This window comes from Enterovirga aerilata (genome assembly GCF_013044135.1).
Lineage (GTDB): Bacteria > Pseudomonadota > Alphaproteobacteria > Rhizobiales > Beijerinckiaceae > Enterovirga > Enterovirga aerilata.
In genome coordinates, this window is sequence record NZ_JABEPP010000006.1 from 61,567 (window position 1) to 77,678 (window position 16,112).

The window sequence follows — 16,112 nt, forward strand, 5'->3', positions numbered from 1 at the left end:
CGCGCCCTAGCCTCGCAGGTCACGCCGGCTTCGGGTGGGGTCACCCACCCTCCTCGAGCGCGATGGCGTCGCGCTTGCGCCTGAGGGTCGGCAGGGTGGCGGAGACAAGGAGCGCCGCCGCAAGTAGGAGGCAGGCCGCCGAGATCGGCCGCGTCAGGAACCCCGAAAGCTCACCCTGCGACAGGATCAGCGCCTTACGCAGATTGTTCTCCAGCATCGGCCCGAGCACGAAGCCGAGTACCATCGGGGCCGGCTCGTAGCCGAACTTGCGGCAGAGATAGCCGAACAGCCCGAAGCCGATCATCACATAGATGTCGAAGACGTTGTTCTGGCTCGCATAGACGCCGACGATCGAGAACAGAAGGATGAGCGGGAAGAGGAGGTTGTAGGGAAGGCGGAGAAGCTGCACCCACATACCGATGAGGGGCAGGTTCAGCACGAGCAGCATGACGTTGCCGACATACATGCTGGCCACGATGCCCCAGAACAGGCCCGCATTCTGGGTCATCATCAGCGGCCCGGGCTGCAGCCCGTGCACCACGAAGGCGCCGAGCAGCAGCGCCATCACGACGTTCGGCGGGATGCCCAGCGTCATCAGCGGGATGAAGGCGCCACCCGCCGCCGCGTTGTTCGCGGCCTCCGGCGCGGCCACCCCCTCGATGGCGCCGCGGCCGAAGCGCCCGGGATCGCGCGAGAAGCGCCGCTCCAGCGCATAGGCCGCGAAGGAGGCGATCACGGCGCCGCCGCCCGGCAGGATGCCGAGCAGGAAGCCGAGCACGGTACCGCGCCCGATCGGGGCCGCGCTGGCCCGCCAGTCGTCCCGTGTCGGCAGCAGGCTGCCGATGCGGGCGGCGATGACGTCCCGGCTGAGCCTGCGCTCGATATTGGTCAGGACTTCCGCGACTCCGAAGAGTCCCATGACCAGCGGCACGAGCCCGATTCCGTCGAAGAGCTCCAGCCGGTCGAAGGTGAGGCGCGGTTGCGCCGTGATGCTGTCTAGGCCGATGAGCCCGATCACGCCTCCCGCCGTCGCCATGATGAGCGACTTCAGGATCGCGCCCTGGGTGAGAAAGGCGAGCAGCGTCAGCCCCAGCACCATCAGGCTGAAATATTCGGCCGGCCCGAAGGCAATGGCGACCCGCGACAGGGCCGGCGCCACGAACATCAGCGCGATGATGGCGAGCGTGCCGGCGATGAAGGAGGAGAGCGCCGCCATCCCCAGCGCCGGGCCGGCGCGGCCCTGGCGTGCCATCTGGTGGCCGTCGAGGCAGGTGACAACGGAGGCGGCCTCGCCCGGGATGTTGACCAGGATGGAGGTGGTCGAGCCGCCATACATCGAGCCGTAATAGATGCCGGCCATCATGATGATGCCGGCCTCCGGCGTGCCCGAGAGCGTGACGGGCAGAAGGAGGGACATGGCGGAGATCGGCCCGATCCCCGGCAGCACCCCGACCAGCGTGCCGATGAAGACGCCGATGAAGCAGGCCAGGAGGTTCAACGGCTGGAGCGCGACCCCGAACCCCTGTCCGACGCTCGCGAGGATCTCGGGCATCGCGCCGCCTCAGCCCAGGGGTCCGGCCGGAAGCTGGATGGCCAGGAGTCGCGCCAGAACCCACCAGACGACCAGGGTCGCGCCGAGCGCGATCGGAACCGCTTGCCGCCAGGGGACCGGGTCGACCACCCGCAGGAGGACCAGCATGAGCGGCGGCGTCGCGAGCAGGAACCCGAGGGTGGTCAGGGAGACGGCATAGGCCGCGAGCGCGGCCGACACGATCAGGACGCGATCCGCTCGCGCTCCCTTCCAGAGCGAGGCGAGGCTTTCGGGCGCGCCGCGCACGCTCTCGACCGCCATTCCGGCCGCAAAGAGCGCGATCAGCACGCCGCCCCAGAAGACCAGGAAGCCGCTGCCCGGCTCGCTCGCGCTCCCGATCCCGAGATCGCGTCCGGCCACGATCAGGAAGGCGGCGAGGCTCAGCCAGAATGCGGCCGCGACAGCCTGGGCGTTGATCCGCAAGGCCGGCCTGCGTTCGTCTATGTGGAGCCGCTAATTGCTCGCCCGCGCCAGGCCGAGCTGCTCGATGATCTGCCGCTCGGCCGCGATGTTCTCGTCGATCGCCTTCGCGTAATCCGCCGAGTTCTTGTAGTTCACGACCATGTCGTATTTCGTCAGGGTCGCCTGGACGCCCGGATCGTCCAGCGCCTTCTTGAAGGCGTCGTGGATCTTGGCGACGATCTTCGGATCCATGCCCTTGGGCCCCGCGATCCCGAAAGGCGAGTCGAAGACATAGGGCATCCCGAGGTCGCGCAAAGTCGGGACGTCCGGGAAGTCCTTCAGCCGGTCGGCGGTCCAGACCGCCAGGAGGCGGAGCTGCCCGGCCTGGACGAGCGGCTTCCAGCCGGAGGAATCGGCCGCCACCATCGTGTGGCCGCCGAGCACGGCGGCGTTGGTCTCGGCATTACCCTTGAACGGAACGTGAGTGAACTTCACGCCCTGCCGGGCCGCGATCGTCTCCATGCCGATATGGAGCGAGGTGCCGGCGCCCGGCGTGCCGTAGGTGACCTTGCCCGGGTTCGCCTTCGCGAAGGCGATCATGTCGCCGAAGGTCTTGAAGGGCCCATCCCCCTTGGCGATGATCCCGAACGTATAGCCCGTGAGGTGGATGATGTAGGTGAAGTCCTTCTGGGCATCCCAGGAGGTCTTCTGCATGAGCGGCAACCGGAACACGGTCACGGGGATCTGCGAGAGCGTGTAGCCGTCGGGCTTCGCGGTTGCGGCCATGGTGGCCGGCCCGACCGTGCCTCCGCCGCCGGCCCGGTTGTCGATGACGATCGGCTGGCCCAGATGCTTGGCCGCCACCTCGGCCATGGCCCGCATGGTGATGTCGGTCGAGCCGCCCGCGGTCCAGGGCACGATGAGGGTGATCGGCTTGGTGGGATAATCCTGCGCCGCCACCGCCGTGGCTCCGGGGCACGCCGCTCCCAATATCCACGCGGCCAGCACCGCCCGGCGGCTCACCATCGGCATTCCCTCCCGTTGCGCGCAGGGACGCTGCCCTGTCTTGCGGCAATCCCACCATGTCTCGGGGCGACGGTCAAACGCTTGGCCGCACGTTCCGGGAAGGCCGGCGGGTGGCCTCCCCTGCTGCGCCGCGAGCCGACTACCCGCCTGCCATTGTCCCGGGCGGTAACCATATCCCGCGCTGGTGCGCGGGAGCCCAATTATCCGGCTTTCCATTCAGAACAAAACATGAACATACTAGGGCCGTAAACGACGGAGGAGCTGATGTTCGGGATGCGGCAGAGCCGGAGCTGTGAGGCGGCGGGTATCGGTCTGCCGGTCTGGGCGGGTCGCCGGCTGGATCAGGTCGAGACCGACGAGCTGCTCGGGCGCATCGGGTCGCTCCGCGAGGAGATCGCGCGGGTTCGCGGCCAGCTCACCCGCGAATCGATCCCGGAGGCGACGCTCGGCGCGCTCGCTTCCGCGCTCGACCATACCGCGCGGCTGATCACGGGCGGCGAGGGCTGCGCCGGGCGGGGGCGCGGCGCCTCTGCCGTGCTGGCGCGCCGTCTCGGCTGACGCTCAAGGCACTTGTGCGAGCAGCGCCTCGAGCGCGAGCTCGTAGGAGAGGGGGCCGAAGCCCGCGATCACGCCCCGGCACACGGCCGAGATGTAGGACCGGTGCCGGAACGGCTCGCGGGCATGCGTATTCGAGAGATGAACCTCGATCGTGTCCGCCTTCGCCCCGGAGATGGCGTCGCGCAGGGCGACCGACGTGTGCGTATAGGCGCCGGCGTTCAGGATGACGCCCGCGCCTTCCTGGCCGGCCTCCTGGATCCAGGTGACGAGCTCGCCCTCGTGATTCGACTGCCGGAAAACGATCTCGGCTCGGTCACCGGCGCGTGCGCGCAGCCGCGCCTCGACATCGGTGAGCGTCAGCGTCCCGTAGATGCCGGGTTCGCGCGTGCCGAGCAGATTCAGGTTGGGTCCGTTCAGGACGAAGATGCGGGCCATCGGGAGGTCTCGTCGGACGGATCGGGCTGTCCATCGTCGGATAGCGGCTTCCCGGGGCGGGTGCCACCCTCGGGGTCGTGCTTCGGTTCCGTCCGCGCGCTATAGCGTCGGGGAGGGAGGACGCCGGGCCAGGCCCGGCGAGAACGGCCGGATGCAAGATTTCGGAACTTACGACTACGTCGTGGTCGGGGCGGGCTCGGCCGGCTGCGTGCTGGCGAACCGGCTGTCGGCCGACCCAGGAAACAAGGTCCTAGTGCTCGAGGCCGGCGGCCGCGACCGCTGGATCTGGTTCCACATCCCGGTTGGCTATCTTTTCGCGATCGGCAATCCGCGCGCCGACTGGATGTTCATGACGGCGCCGGAGACCGGGCTCGGCGGGCGGACGATCGCCTATCCGCGCGGCAAGGTGGTCGGCGGCTCCTCGGCCATCAACGCGATGATCTACATGCGCGGCCAGGCGGCCGATTACGACGGCTGGCGCCAGCTCGGGCTCGCGGGCTGGGGCTGGGACGACGTGCTGCCCTACTTCCTCAAGCACGAGGACCATATCGACCCGCCGAACGAGTTCCATGCCTCCGGGGGCGAGTGGCGGGTCGAGCATCCGCGCCTGCGCTGGGACCTGCTCGATGCGATCCGTGACGCGGCCGCGCAGGCCGGCCTCCCCAAGATCCCGGACTTCAACACCGGCGACAACGAGGGCTCGTCCTATTTCCAGGTCAACCAGAAGCGCGGCCGGCGCTGGAGCGCCTTCCGGGGCTTCCTCAAGCCGGTCCTGAACCGCGCCAATCTCCGGCTCGAAACCGGCGTCCATGTCGAGAAGGTCGAGCTTACGGGCGGGCGCGCCACGGCCGTGATCTTCTCGCGCGGCGGCGAGATCTACCGGGCTGCGGTCGCGGGCGAGGCGATCCTCTCCGCGGGTGCGGTCGGCTCGCCGGTCCTGCTCGAATCGTCAGGGATCGGCGACGGCGAGCGGCTGTCCGGCCATGGCATCGACACCGTCCGGCACCTGCCCGGGGTCGGCGAGAACCTGCAGGACCATCTGCAGATCCGCCCCGTCTACAAGGTGACGGGCGTGCGCTCCCTCAACACCGATTATGCCAATCTCCTGCGCCGCGCCTGGATGGGTGTCGAATACGCCCTCTTCCGCACCGGGCCCCTCACCATGGCGCCGTCCCAGGTCGGGGCCTTCGCGAAATCGTCGCCGGACTACGCGACGGCCAATCTCGAGTTCCACTTCCAGCCCCTCTCGCTCGACAAGTGGGGCGAGGGCCTGCATCCCTTCGCGGCCTTCACGGCCAGCGTCTGCAATCTTCGGCCTTCGAGCCGCGGCAGCGTCCATCGCGGGCCTGAGGGCAAGCCGCTGATCCAGCCGAACTACCTGACCACCGACGAGGACCGCCGCGTCGCGGTCGACTCGTTGAAGCTCGCGCGCAAGATCGTGAGCCAGCCGGCGCTCGCCCGCTACGGCCCGGTCGAGCACCTGCCGGGGCCGGGCGTCGAGACGGACGAGGACATGCTCGTCGCCGCGGGGCGGCTCGGCACCACGATCTTCCACCCGGCCGGCACGGCCGCCATGGGCCCGGACAACAACCCGATGGCCGTCCTGGACGAGCGCCTGCGCGTGCGCGGCGTCGGCGGGCTGCGGGTAATCGATGCCTCGGCCATGCCGCGCATCACGTCCGGCAATACCAACTCGCCGACCATCATGATCGCCGAGAAGGGCGCCGCCATGATCCTCGAAGACGCGAAGGCGGCGCGGCGCTGATCAGGCGCCGCGGAAAGCGGGCTTGCGCTTGTCCAGGAAGGCGCGGCGTCCCTCGTCGAAATCGGCCGACGTGAACAGAAGCGCCTGGGCGTCCGCCTCGGCGCGCAGCATCTCCTCCAGATCGCGCGGCATCCGCGCAAGCAGCGCCTTGGTGTAGCCGTTGGAGAGCGGCGAGACGGCCGCGAGCTCTTGCCCGATCGCAACCGCCTCTGCGAGCGCCCTTCCGGGCTCGCACAGAACCTCCGCCAGGCCCCAGCGCTCGGCCTCCTCGGCCCCGAAAGCCTGGCCGCGCAGCATGATGTGCTTGGCGCGGCCAAGGCCCATCCGGAGCGGCAGCGTCCAGGCCGCGCCGAGATCCGGCATGAGGCCGATGCGGTTGAACGAGCAGGCGAATCGGGCGTCGCGGGCGGCCACGACGATGTCGCAGGCTGCCGCCAGCGAGAGTCCCGCCCCGTAGGCGTAGCCCTCCACGGCCGCGATCACGGGCTTCTCGCCCGCGACCAGCAGGCGGATCAGACGATGCACGTTGCTGAGGCGCTCGCGCCCGCCCACGCCCGTCACCCCCTCCATGCTGGAGATGTCGCCGCCGGAAGAGAAGTTTCCCTCAGCACCCGCGAGCACGATCGCGCGGATATCGCGGTCAGTCATGGCGGCCCCGAGCGCCTCGGCCAGCGCCGCCCGCAAGGGGAGGGACAATGCGTTCCGCCGTTCCGGGTAGTTCATGGTCAGGATCAGGACGGCTCCGTCCCGCTCCTGCCGGAGGATGCTGCTCGACTCGGTCGTCATGTGGATGCCCTTACGGTCTTCTGCTCAGGGCACATGCGTGAAAATCCCGCTCGCGCGCAAACCGTCGAGGACGAACTGCATCGCAAGCGCGGCGAGGAGGATACCGGATACCCGCGCGACCACGTTGACGCCCGTGATTCCGAGGAGCTGGACGAGCCGCGGCGCAAGCAGGAGCGTCAGCGCCGTCGCGATCATCACGACCAGGAGCAGGCCGAGCACGAGGCTCATCTCCGCCGTGCCGGAGGCGCGCTGCATGAGGAGGATTACGGCCGTCATCGCGCCGGGGCCGGCGATGAGAGGAATCGCGAGCGGGAAGACCGCGATGTCGTGCGTGGCGGCGGCCTCCCTGGTCTCGTCCGTCGTGATCGAGGAAAGCCCCGTCCGATGTGCGAAGATCAGGTCGATCGAGGCGAGGAGCAGAAGCAGCCCGCCTGCGATCTGGAAGGCCGCGGTGGAGATCTGGAGGAGTTCGAGGAGCTGGGCGCCGCCGAGCGCGAAGACCAGGAGCACGGCCGTCGCGATCGCGACGGCGCGGAGCGCGATCGCGCGCCGCTCGTCCATGCCCATGCCCGGCGTGAGGCCGAGGAACAGGAGGGCGGTCCCGAGCGGCTCCACCGTCACGACCAGCGTGACGAGAACGGACAGCGCGAAGTTGCTCATCGCCCGGCGCGGCCCCGATCGCGCGAGGCTCGGCGCTACCCGACCCTTCCGCTCTGCACGCGGCCGCCCGGCAGCCTGCACAGGCAGCGGGCACCGCGCGGGGCCGAGGCCGGGCAGGTCACGCGCGGCGTAGCGCAGATGCCTGCGCCCCTCCGGCCTACGGGAGGCTGCGGGACCGCGAGGCGCCGCCCGGCCGGAGGTCCGCCGTAATCCGGTCCGCCGCCCACCGCGCCGAAGCCGCCATAGCCGCCGCCCCTCGCCGTATTCTGGGCTTGGGCGGGCAGCGAGAAGGCTGCCGCGAGAAGGAGGGCGGCAAGGGCGATGCGCTGCATGGCGGCCTCCCGGCGCGTCCCGCGCCGACGATCCCTTGTAGCGGAGCGGGAGCGGGGCGAACAGCAGCACCGCAGGTTGCGGCGAAAGGGGGGCGTAGCTATCTCGCGCTCAAACTTGCCAAGAAGAACGGTGGTCCCGCCATGGAGCCCCTCAAGCTCGCCGCCTTCGACGCCGACGATCTCGCCGTACTGTCCGCCCATCTGCAGGACGCGGTCGTCCGCGTCGCCGACCTGACCTACCTGCCCGGGCAGCGACGCTTCGCGCTCGTGGGCAGGCGCTTCGACTGGGAGGCTGGCGAGCGCGAGGCGCGCCGCCGCCTGACCGGTTGCCATTTCGAGCGCGTCCTGTCGGTCAAAACGCGCGGCATCGACCGGAGCCATCCGGAAGCGATCCTCAACCTCCTCGCGATCACGTTCGAGCCGGGCGAGCCGCCGTCCGGCGCCGCCATCTTGCATTTCGCGGGCGGGGCCTGCATCCGCCTGAATGTGGAATGCATCGAGGCGCTGATGAAGGACATGGGCCCGATCTGGGCGGCAAGGCAGCGCCCGGCGCACGACGTGGAGCGCGCCTGATGCCGCAGCGGCTGGACGCCGCGCGGCCCGATTTCGAGCAGGCGTTCGCGGCCCTCCTGGCGGCCAAGCGGGAGGTGTCGGAGGACGTCGATCGCGCCGTCGCCGCCATTGTCGCCGACGTGGTGGCGCGGGGTGACGAGGCCCTGGTCGAGCTGACGCGGAAGTTCGACCGGTTCGAGATCGCGCCCGAGACGTTGCGCGTCAGCGATGGGGAGATCGAGACGGCGTTCCGGGCGTCCGACCCGGAGGCGCTCGAAGCCCTGCGGCTCGCGGCCGGGCGGATCGAAACCTACCATGCCCGGCAGATCCCGCCCGATCACGACGGGACCGACGAGGCGGGCGTCCGGCTCGGCTGGCGGTGGACGCCGATCCAGGCCGCGGGCCTCTACGTGCCCGGCGGGACGGCGAGCTATCCGTCCTCCGTCCTGATGAACGCGATCCCGGCCAAGGTGGCCGGCGTGGAGCGCGTGGTCATGGTCGTCCCGACGCCGGACGGCGTTCTCAACCCCCTGGTGCTGGCGGCGGCCCGCATCGCCGGGGTGGACGAAGTCTACCGGATCGGCGGCGCGCAGGCCGTCGCCGCGCTTGCCTACGGCACGAGAACCATCGCCCCTGTGGCGAAGATCGTGGGGCCGGGCAACGCCTATGTGGCGGCCGCAAAGCGCCGCGTCTTCGGCCAGGTCGGGATCGACATGATCGCGGGCCCTTCCGAGGTGCTGATCCTGGCGGACGGGCAGGCGAATCCCGAATGGGTCGCGGCCGATCTCCTCGCCCAGGCGGAGCACGACGCGGCCGCCCAATCGATCCTGGTGACGGACTCAGCCGAACTCGCCGATGCCGTCGAGCAGGCTGTCGAACGCCAGCTCGCGACGCTGCCGCGGGCGGAGATCGCGGGCGCGAGCTGGCGAGATTTCGGCGCGGTCATCCTCGTGCCTGATCTGGAGAGCGCGCTGCCCCTCGTGGACCGGGTGGCGCCGGAGCATCTCGAGATCGAGGCCGAAGCCGCGGATCTGCTCGCCGCCAGGGTCCGCAATGCCGGCTCCATCTTCCTCGGCTCCTGGACGCCGGAGGCGATGGGGGATTACGTGGCCGGGCCTAACCACGTCCTGCCAACGGCACGCTCGGCCAGGTTCTCGTCCGGGCTCGGCGTGATCGACTTCATGAAGCGCACCTCCTTCCTCCGCTGTGACCGGCGCTCGCTCGCGACGCTCGGGCCGGCCGCCATCGCGCTCGGCCGCGCCGAGGGTCTGGAGGCGCATGCGCGCTCGATCGCGATCCGGCTCGGGCGTTGACCGGATGAGCGACAAGGCGCCGCCCGAGAAGAGGAACCGGCTCGTCGCCGTGACGCTCGACGAGACCTCGATCGGCCGCGGCAATCCGGACCAGGAGCACGAGCGGGCGATCGCGATCTACGACATCGTCGAGGAGAATTCCTTCGGGGTCCCCGAACACGACAGCGGCCCCTACACGCTCCATCTTGCCATCGTCGACAAGAAGCTCGCCTTCGAGGTCAAGGCCGCCGACGGCTCGGGCTGCGTCACGCATTACCTCTCGCTCACGCCCTTCAAGCGCGTCATCAAGGACTACGAGCTCATCTGCGATAGCTACTACAAGGCCATCCGCTCCGCCTCGCCAGCCCAGATCGAGGCCATCGACATGGGGCGGCGCGGCCTCCACAACGAGGCCTCCGAGCTCCTCGTCCAGCGGCTCGAGGGCAAGGTCGATATCGACTTCGACACGGCGCGCCGCCTCTTCACGCTGATCTACGCGCTCCACTGGAAAGGCTGAGGGTTGGCCGACCCGTCGCCGCTGCCGCCGGGTGATGCGCCCCGCCGCAAGGTGCAATCGGTCCTGTTCGTCTGCGCGCACAATTCCGTGCGCTCGCCCATGGCCGAGGCGCTGGCCCGCCACTATTTCGGCAAGTCCATCTACGTGCAGTCGGCCGGCGTGCGGGCGGGCGAGCGGGACCCCTTCGCGGTCGCGGCGCTCGACGAGCTCGGAATCGACGGCTCGAAGCACAAGCCCCGCACGCTGGCTGAACTGGAGGAATGGGAGGGGCTTAATTTCGACCTGATCGTCTCGCTCTCGCCGGAGGCGCACCATGCCGCGCTCGAGCTCACCCGCACGCTCGCCTGTGACGTCGAATACTGGCCGACCGCGGACCCGACCATCGTCCAGGGCTCGCGCGACCAGATCATGGACGCCTACCGCAACACGCGCGACGGGCTCTCCTACCGCATCCGGCTTCGGCTCAGATCGGAAGGAGGAGCCTGATCCCGGCCGCCACGCCGAGCCCGGCGGCGAGCGCCAGCACCTCGTTGCGGACGAGCGCCATGGTCAGGACGCCGGCCACGATCCCGGCGATCGCATCCGGCCCGGACCGGGCCGCGATGGGCAGTACGGTCGCGGCCACGATGGAGCCGGGCAGCGCCGCGAGCGCCCGTTGCACGGCGGGCGTCAGGCGCACGCGGCTCATCAGGACCACGCCCGACACGCGGCACAGATAGGTCGCGGCCGCCATGGCCAGGATGGCGAGCGCCGGCCCGTACCCGCCCAGATCACCCGCGGTCACGGACGAGCGCTCCCGTGAAAGCGCCGGCGAGCGCGCCGGCCACGATGAAGAGGTAGCCGGGCACGAGCGCCTGCACGGCGAGCCCGACGAGGCCCGCGACGGCCCAGGGCAGGGCCGAGGCACGGAGACCGCGCCAGAGCGGCACGGCCATCGCGGCGAAGAAGACCGGCATCACGAGGTCGAGGGCAAAGCGGCGCGGCTCGGCGACGAGCGAGCCCGCGAGGTAGCCCGGGATGGTGCCGGAAACCCAGACTACCCAGCTCAGCATTCCCGATCCGAACAGGACGCCGAGGTCGCGCCCGCCCTCCTCGCGATAGCGTGTGGCCAGGATCCAGCTCGCATCGACCAGGAAGAATAGGCCGAGCGCGCTGCGCACCGGTGGGCCGCCCCGGAGCCAGGGCTGGATGGAGGCTCCCATGAGGGCGAAGCGCGCATTGACGGTCGCCGTGACGAGCGCGACCGTGAGCAGGCTCGCGGCGGTCCAGGTGGATTGCCAGAGCTCGAGCGACACCATCTGCGCCGCCCCGGCATAGACGATGGCGCTCATGGCCGTGGCTTCGGCAAGGGTCAGCCCGCGATTGGCCGAAGCCGCCCCGAAGGCGAGCGAATACACGACCAGGCCGGGCAGCACCGGCACCAGCATCCGGGCGCCGAGGAGGCAGCCCTGCAGGGTCAGGGTGGGGCGGGACGACGGCAGCGACACGATGCGAGCTCCGGCCGGGCTTCGCCGACTCGGGCATGGGCGTCAACGGCGCGAGCCGCGAAACGGGGCTCGTCCTCTCGCGAGGCCGACCGCAACCGGCTATGCCAAGGCCATGCGGCCGATCTCGCGTCCCGAGCACTGGGCGGGCGAATGGCCCGCGGTCGTCGTCGCGGCGGCGGGTCGGGACGAGCGCCGGACGCTGCTGCGCGCGCTCGCCGCCCGCATGCTCGATCTGTCCCCGAACGAGGTCTCGATCTCGCACGGGGAGGGGCGGGCGCCTCGCCTGACCAGGCCCGCCGGAACCCGCCTTTACCTGTCCTGCGCGGGCCGCGCAGGCCTCGCGGCGATGGCGGTCGGCCGTGCGCCTATCGGCGTGGACGTCGAAGCGGTCGAGCCGGAAGCCGAGCCGGCCTGGAACGTGCTGCACGCCGAAGAGCAGGCCTTCCTGTGCCGGCTCGCCCCCGGGGAGCGCGGGGGGGCCTTCGCCCGGCTTTGGGCGTGCAAGGAGGCCTACCTGAAGGCGCTCGGAACCGGCCTTGCGCGCGAGCCCTCGAGCTTTGCGGTCCTGCCCGGGCCGGACGGATCGGTCTGCGTCCGCGACGCCCACGCGCCGGCCGCGGGCATCGCGCTCTCGGCGGCCTGGGTCGCCTTCGAGGGGCGGGATTTCGCGGTCGCGCTTGCAGAATTGGGCGCCGCGAGCCGCAGGACGGGATCACGGGATGCAGGGATGCCGTGATCCTTGCCGCGGTCGCTGCCATCCTTGCTCCGGCGCATCTCAGGTTCGCCGGATCATGGCGGACCAGGAACCAGGATCATGCGGGAATCGCTTCCCGCGGGGACCCCGGAGCGACCCTGCTTTGAAGGGCGCGTACCCCTGTTGACTCTCTTCAGTTCCAGAACAAAATAGGAACATCGAAATCCAGGGCGGTTGACCATGGCCGAGCTTCGATGCGGGAACGTCACCCATGCGGCGGAGGGACCGCGCGAATCCGACCGGGAGGTCGCGGCCGCCATCGACGCCTATCTGAAGCTCGCCAACGGCGATCTCAGGCTCGCGCTCGCGGTCTCGGTGGCCGACGGCATCGCCGTATCGAAGCTTGTCTCGACCGGCTTCGCCCGCTGGCGCCAGCCGAGATCGCGCAGGGGGGCCTGAGGTCCGCGCCGAAGGTGCCCGTCACAGGCCGCGGCTGAGCAGCCAACCCACCGCGGAGAGCGGGGCGACGATGCCGAGCAGGGTCGGCAGGATGTGCCGGGCCATGGGGGCCTCCTTGTCGGCGAGCTTTTCGCGGGACCGCGTTGCGGCCGGATGTCTCGAAACGGGACGTTGTTCCGGGGCGGTTGCGCCCCCCGTTCGACGGCCGCCTGCCCGGATGTTAGGCAGCGGGCGACTCGCCGGACCGGGCGAGCCTCCGGTCGCGGTCGTGTTCCTCGCTCTTCTCTTCCCCTACCTGCTCAGCCAGTTCTATCGCGCCTTCCTGGCCGTGGTGGCGGGCGACGTCTCGCGCGACCTGGGCCTGGACGCGGCGGGGCTCGCGAGCCTTCAGGCCGCCTTCCTCCTCGCCTTCGCGCTGTGCCAGATCCCGGTCGGCGTGGCGCTCGACCGATTCGGGCCGCGCCGGACGCTGGCCTGCGGCATGTGCTCGGCCGTGATCGGCGGCGTGCTCTTCGCCTTCGCCGGCAGCCTGTCGCAGGCCCTGGCTGCCATGGCGCTCACCGGCGGCGGCTGCGCGCCCGTGCTGATGACCGGCTTCTACCTGATCGCCCGCACCTATCCGGCCGCGCGCTTCGCGACGCTGTCCTCCCTGCTCCTCGGCCTCGGCTCCCTCGGCGATCCCCTGAGCGGGACGCCGCTGGCGCTCGCCGTCTCGGCATTCGGCTGGCGCCCGACCATGCTTGGGATCGCGGGGATCGCGGCCCTGAGCCTCGTCTGCGTCTCGCTCGTGCTGCGCGACCCGCCGCGCGCCGATGCGCCGGGCGGCGCCGTTTCGCCGCTCGCCGGCGCGCGGCAGATCCTCGCCATGCGGGCGCTCTGGCCGATCTTCCCCATCGCGCTCGTCAGCTATGCCTGCGTCATCGCCACCCGCGGCCTCTGGATCGCCCCGTATCTGGATACGGTGCACGGCTTCTCGCCCGAGCTGCGCAGCCTCGGCGCGACGGCCATGGGCTTCGCCATCGCGGCCGGAGCGCTCCTCTACGCGCCGCTGAACCGGCTCTTCGGCAATGCCAAGTACACGGCGGCCGCGGGCGTCGGGATCTCGGTCGCGGCCTGGCTCGTCCTCGGGCTCTTCGGCGAGCGGTCGGGCGCACTCGCGGTGACGCTCCTCCTGCTCGTCGCCTGCCTGGGAGCGCCCTTCGCCATCATCATGGCGCATGCGCGCTCCTTCATGCCGACCCACCTGCTCGGGCAGGGCGTCACGATCATGAACCTCGCCTTCATGGGCGGGGCCGGGCTCGGGCAGTGGTTCTCGGGCCGCTATGTACGGGCGGCGGAGCTCGCCGGCACCGCGCCGTCCGACCTCTACGGGCGGCTCTTCACGGCTTTCGGGCTGGTGCTCGGCGCGACGCTCGCCATCTATCTCCTGGCCCCGCGCGAGCGGCGCTGATCCTATTCGCCAGGCGCCCGCGCCCGGATCGCCAGCGCGTGGAGCCCGTTCGGCCCGAACGCGTCCGCCAGCGCGGCATTCACCATGCGGTGGCGCTCCACCCGGCTCTTGCCCGCGAAGGCTTCCGACACGACATCGATCCTGAAATGCGTTTCACCGCCTTCCCGCCAGCCGGCATGGCCGGCATGCAGATGCGATTCGTCCTCGATCGTGAGCTCCAGCGGGCGAAGCTCCCGGGTCACGATTTCGACCATCCGATCCCTTAAGCTCACTTCGTTCCTCCATGTGCGAGGCGGCGTTCCCTCGGCTTGCCGCTTCGTCCCGCGCCATCGATAATCGGTTCGTCATGGGTCTCAATTCGCCGCTGTTCGACAAGGTCCGCATCAAGCCGCGCTGCGAGGAGCCGCGGCGGGACGCGCCGACCTGCGAGCGCGCGGGCTGCACGCAAGCGGGGCTCCACCGCGCCCCCAAGGGGCGGGGGCGGGAGGGCCAGTACTGGAACTTCTGCCTGTCGCACGTGCGGGAGTACAACGCCGCCTACAACTACTTCGCCGGCATGTCGGACGAGGACGTCCAGGCCTACCAGAAGGAGGCCGTGGTCGGGCATCGGCCGACCTGGAACATGTCGGTCAATGGCGGCCACCGCCGCCGGGACGGGGCGGCGAACCCGGACGAGTTCGATTATCTCGATCCGCTCGGGATCATGCGCTCGGCCGGATTCGAGCGGGCAAGGGCCACGCCCGAGCCGGCCCGGCCGCGCCGTCCGGGGCCGGTCATGCAGGCACTCGAGACGCTCGGCCTCGACGAGAGCGCCGGCGCGGTCGAGATCAAGGCGCAGTACAAGACGCTCGTGAAACGCTTCCATCCGGACGCCCATGGCGGCGACCGCTCCTACGAGCCGCGCCTGCGCGACATCATCCGCGCGCATGACACGCTCAAGGCCGCGGGCCTGTGCTGAGCGGTACGCAACGGACCCCGGCGCCCGGGCAAATTGCGCCCGGGGCAGGGCGCCGCTAAGGACAGGACGTATCCCAGGTCACCCCACCAGGATCGCCGCATAGAGCGCGGCAGGGCTCTTGCAGAGCCGCCGCCGAAGAGGCTTCTCGATGCTCGCCACTGACAGTTCCGTTCCTGGCATGCCGGACATGAAGGTGTCCGTCCGGCAGGTCTTCGGGATCAATTCCGACCTGGAGGTTCCGGCCTATTCGCAGACGGACCCGCATGTCCCGGACGTCGATCCGGACTACCTCTTCGATCCGCCGACGACGCTGGCGATCCTGGCGGGCTTCGCCCGCAACCGCCGCGTCATCGTCACCGGCTATCACGGCACCGGCAAGTCGACCCATATCGAGCAGGTGGCCGCGCGGCTGAACTGGCCCTGCGTGCGCATCAACCTCGACAGCCACGTCTCTCGCATCGATCTGGTAGGGAAGGACGCGATCGTCCTGCGCGACGGCAAGCAGGTGACCGAGTTCAGGGACGGCATCCTGCCCTGGGCGTACCAGAACAATGTCGCACTCGTCTTCGACGAATACGATGCCGGCCGGCCGGACGTGATGTTCGTGATCCAGCGGGTGCTCGAATCGTCGGGGCGCCTGACGCTCCTCGACCAGAGCCGCGTCATCCGCCCGCATCCCGCCTTCCGGCTCTTCGCCACCGCCAACACGATCGGGCTCGGGGATACGACAGGCCTCTATCACGGCACGCAGCAGATCAACCAGGCGCAGATGGACCGCTGGTCCATCGTGACCACCCTGAACTACCTGCCGCATGACGAGGAGGTCGAGATCGTCCTGTCCAAGGCGCACCACTACCGCACGCCGGAGGGCCGCGACATCGTAGGCAAGATGGTGCGCGTGGCCGATCTCACCCGCAACGCCTTCATCAGCGGCGACCTTTCGACCGTGATGTCGCCCCGCACCGTGATCACCTGGGCGGAGAACGCGGAGATCTTCGGCGATATCGGTTTCGCGTTTCGGGTGACGTTCCTGAACAAGTGCGACGAGCTCGAGCGGACGCTCGTCGCCGAGTTCTACCAGCGCTGCTTCGGCAAGGAGCTGCCCGAGAGCGCGGTCAACGTCGCCCTGAGCTGAGGAACGCCGCCGC

The 16,112-nt window shown here is 70.0% G+C and carries 21 protein-coding genes; 11 read left to right on the plus strand and 10 right to left on the minus strand.

All coding sequences use genetic code 11. The annotated features are described in order from the left end of the window. Positions 1 to 40: 40 nt before the first annotated feature. From HJG44_RS19695 to HJG44_RS19705, 3 genes are read right to left on the minus strand one after another with little or no spacing between them, the layout of a single operon-like run. A complete protein-coding gene (locus tag HJG44_RS19695) occupies positions 41 to 1,552 on the minus strand; it encodes a tripartite tricarboxylate transporter permease (protein WP_171220061.1) in 1,512 nt (503 codons plus the stop codon). A gap of 9 nt (positions 1,553 to 1,561) precedes the next feature. Beyond that, a complete protein-coding gene (locus tag HJG44_RS19700; protein ID WP_171220062.1) occupies positions 1,562 to 2,014 on the minus strand; it encodes a tripartite tricarboxylate transporter TctB family protein in 453 nt (150 codons plus the stop codon). A 30-nt stretch (positions 2,015 to 2,044) separates the two neighbouring features. Then, positions 2,045 to 3,019: a Bug family tripartite tricarboxylate transporter substrate binding protein gene (locus HJG44_RS19705; RefSeq protein WP_171220063.1), complete on the minus strand. Its 975-nt coding sequence runs from the start codon at positions 3,017 to 3,019 to the stop codon at positions 2,045 to 2,047. 264 nt (positions 3,020 to 3,283) lie between these two features. On the opposite strand from HJG44_RS19705, the gene HJG44_RS19710 reads away from it, so the two are divergent. Then, a complete protein-coding gene (locus HJG44_RS19710; protein WP_171220064.1) occupies positions 3,284 to 3,577 on the plus strand; it encodes a hypothetical protein in 294 nt (97 codons plus the stop codon). A gap of 3 nt (positions 3,578 to 3,580) precedes the next feature. Here the strand turns inward: HJG44_RS19710 and aroQ are convergent, their stop codons facing one another. Then, positions 3,581 to 4,012, minus strand: a complete 432-nt coding sequence (aroQ, locus tag HJG44_RS19715; protein ID WP_171220065.1) for a type II 3-dehydroquinate dehydratase — start codon at positions 4,010 to 4,012, stop codon at positions 3,581 to 3,583. A gap of 151 nt (positions 4,013 to 4,163) precedes the next feature. On the opposite strand from aroQ, the gene HJG44_RS19720 reads away from it, so the two are divergent. Then, complete coding sequence (locus tag HJG44_RS19720) at positions 4,164 to 5,777, plus strand: GMC family oxidoreductase (protein WP_171220066.1); 1,614 nt, start codon at positions 4,164 to 4,166, stop codon at positions 5,775 to 5,777. On the opposite strand, the gene HJG44_RS19725 is transcribed toward HJG44_RS19720, so the two are convergent. The 3 genes from HJG44_RS19725 to HJG44_RS19735 are packed head-to-tail and all read right to left on the minus strand — an operon-like array spanning position 5,778 to position 7,555. Then, positions 5,778 to 6,563, minus strand: a complete 786-nt coding sequence (locus HJG44_RS19725; RefSeq protein ID WP_171220067.1) for an enoyl-CoA hydratase/isomerase family protein — start codon at positions 6,561 to 6,563, stop codon at positions 5,778 to 5,780. It lies immediately after the preceding gene. Positions 6,564 to 6,587: 24 nt separating this feature from the next. After that, on the minus strand, positions 6,588 to 7,223 hold the full coding sequence (locus HJG44_RS19730) for a MarC family protein (RefSeq protein ID WP_171220068.1): 636 nt from the start codon (positions 7,221 to 7,223) through the stop codon (positions 6,588 to 6,590). Positions 7,224 to 7,258: 35 nt separating this feature from the next. Further along, on the minus strand, positions 7,259 to 7,555 hold the full coding sequence (locus HJG44_RS19735) for a hypothetical protein (protein WP_171220069.1): 297 nt from the start codon (positions 7,553 to 7,555) through the stop codon (positions 7,259 to 7,261). Between the two features lie 141 nt (positions 7,556 to 7,696). Between HJG44_RS19735 and HJG44_RS19740 the strand changes: the two genes are divergently transcribed. The 4 genes from HJG44_RS19740 to HJG44_RS19755 are packed head-to-tail and all read left to right on the plus strand — an operon-like array spanning position 7,697 to position 10,402. Beyond that, positions 7,697 to 8,128 (plus strand): DUF2948 family protein, encoded by a 432-nt coding sequence (locus HJG44_RS19740; protein ID WP_171220070.1) that lies wholly within the window; start codon positions 7,697 to 7,699, stop codon positions 8,126 to 8,128. Next, the gene (gene hisD, locus HJG44_RS19745; RefSeq protein ID WP_171220071.1) at positions 8,128 to 9,420 is read left to right on the plus strand and encodes a histidinol dehydrogenase; all 1,293 of its coding nucleotides are present in this window, start codon (positions 8,128 to 8,130) and stop codon (positions 9,418 to 9,420) included. The genes HJG44_RS19740 and hisD overlap by 1 nt, the downstream gene beginning before the upstream one ends. Positions 9,421 to 9,424: 4 nt before the next feature. After that, positions 9,425 to 9,916: a UPF0262 family protein gene (locus tag HJG44_RS19750; protein WP_171220072.1), complete on the plus strand. Its 492-nt coding sequence runs from the start codon at positions 9,425 to 9,427 to the stop codon at positions 9,914 to 9,916. Positions 9,917 to 9,919: 3 nt separating this feature from the next. Continuing rightward, the gene (locus HJG44_RS19755) at positions 9,920 to 10,402 is read left to right on the plus strand and encodes an arsenate-mycothiol transferase ArsC (RefSeq protein ID WP_281411551.1); all 483 of its coding nucleotides are present in this window, start codon (positions 9,920 to 9,922) and stop codon (positions 10,400 to 10,402) included. On the opposite strand, the gene HJG44_RS19760 is transcribed toward HJG44_RS19755, so the two are convergent. Then, positions 10,380 to 10,700 carry an AzlD family protein gene (locus tag HJG44_RS19760; protein ID WP_346767223.1) on the minus strand — a complete coding sequence of 107 codons (321 nt, stop codon included), beginning with the start codon at positions 10,698 to 10,700 and terminating at the stop codon, positions 10,380 to 10,382. The two genes, HJG44_RS19755 and HJG44_RS19760, sit on opposite strands and share 23 nt — an antisense overlap. Beyond that, positions 10,687 to 11,403, minus strand: coding sequence for an AzlC family ABC transporter permease (locus HJG44_RS19765; protein ID WP_346767224.1), 717 nt, complete (start codon positions 11,401 to 11,403; stop codon positions 10,687 to 10,689). The genes HJG44_RS19760 and HJG44_RS19765 overlap by 14 nt, the downstream gene beginning before the upstream one ends. Positions 11,404 to 11,515: 112 nt before the next feature. On the opposite strand from HJG44_RS19765, the gene HJG44_RS19770 reads away from it, so the two are divergent. The 3 genes from HJG44_RS19770 (at position 11,516) to HJG44_RS19780 (ending at position 14,006) form a co-directional block, all read left to right on the plus strand. Beyond that, entirely contained in the window at positions 11,516 to 12,139 is a 624-nt protein-coding gene (locus HJG44_RS19770; protein ID WP_171220073.1) for a 4'-phosphopantetheinyl transferase family protein, read from the plus strand. 198 nt (positions 12,140 to 12,337) lie between these two features. Then, positions 12,338 to 12,556 (plus strand): hypothetical protein, encoded by a 219-nt coding sequence (locus HJG44_RS19775; protein WP_171220074.1) that lies wholly within the window; start codon positions 12,338 to 12,340, stop codon positions 12,554 to 12,556. A 268-nt stretch (positions 12,557 to 12,824) separates the two neighbouring features. Further along, positions 12,825 to 14,006, plus strand: coding sequence for an MFS transporter (locus HJG44_RS19780; protein WP_171220075.1), 1,182 nt, complete (start codon positions 12,825 to 12,827; stop codon positions 14,004 to 14,006). A 2-nt stretch (positions 14,007 to 14,008) separates the two neighbouring features. On the opposite strand, the gene HJG44_RS19785 is transcribed toward HJG44_RS19780, so the two are convergent. Next, a complete protein-coding gene (locus tag HJG44_RS19785; protein ID WP_171220369.1) occupies positions 14,009 to 14,260 on the minus strand; it encodes a BolA family protein in 252 nt (83 codons plus the stop codon). A gap of 92 nt (positions 14,261 to 14,352) precedes the next feature. Here HJG44_RS19785 and HJG44_RS19790 point away from each other — a divergent pair, with 92 nt between their 5' ends. Continuing rightward, complete coding sequence (locus tag HJG44_RS19790) at positions 14,353 to 14,964, plus strand: J domain-containing protein (RefSeq protein ID WP_171220076.1); 612 nt, start codon at positions 14,353 to 14,355, stop codon at positions 14,962 to 14,964. A 148-nt stretch (positions 14,965 to 15,112) separates the two neighbouring features. Further along, the gene (gene cobS, locus HJG44_RS19795; protein WP_171220077.1) at positions 15,113 to 16,099 is read left to right on the plus strand and encodes a cobaltochelatase subunit CobS; all 987 of its coding nucleotides are present in this window, start codon (positions 15,113 to 15,115) and stop codon (positions 16,097 to 16,099) included. Positions 16,100 to 16,112 lie beyond the last annotated feature (13 nt).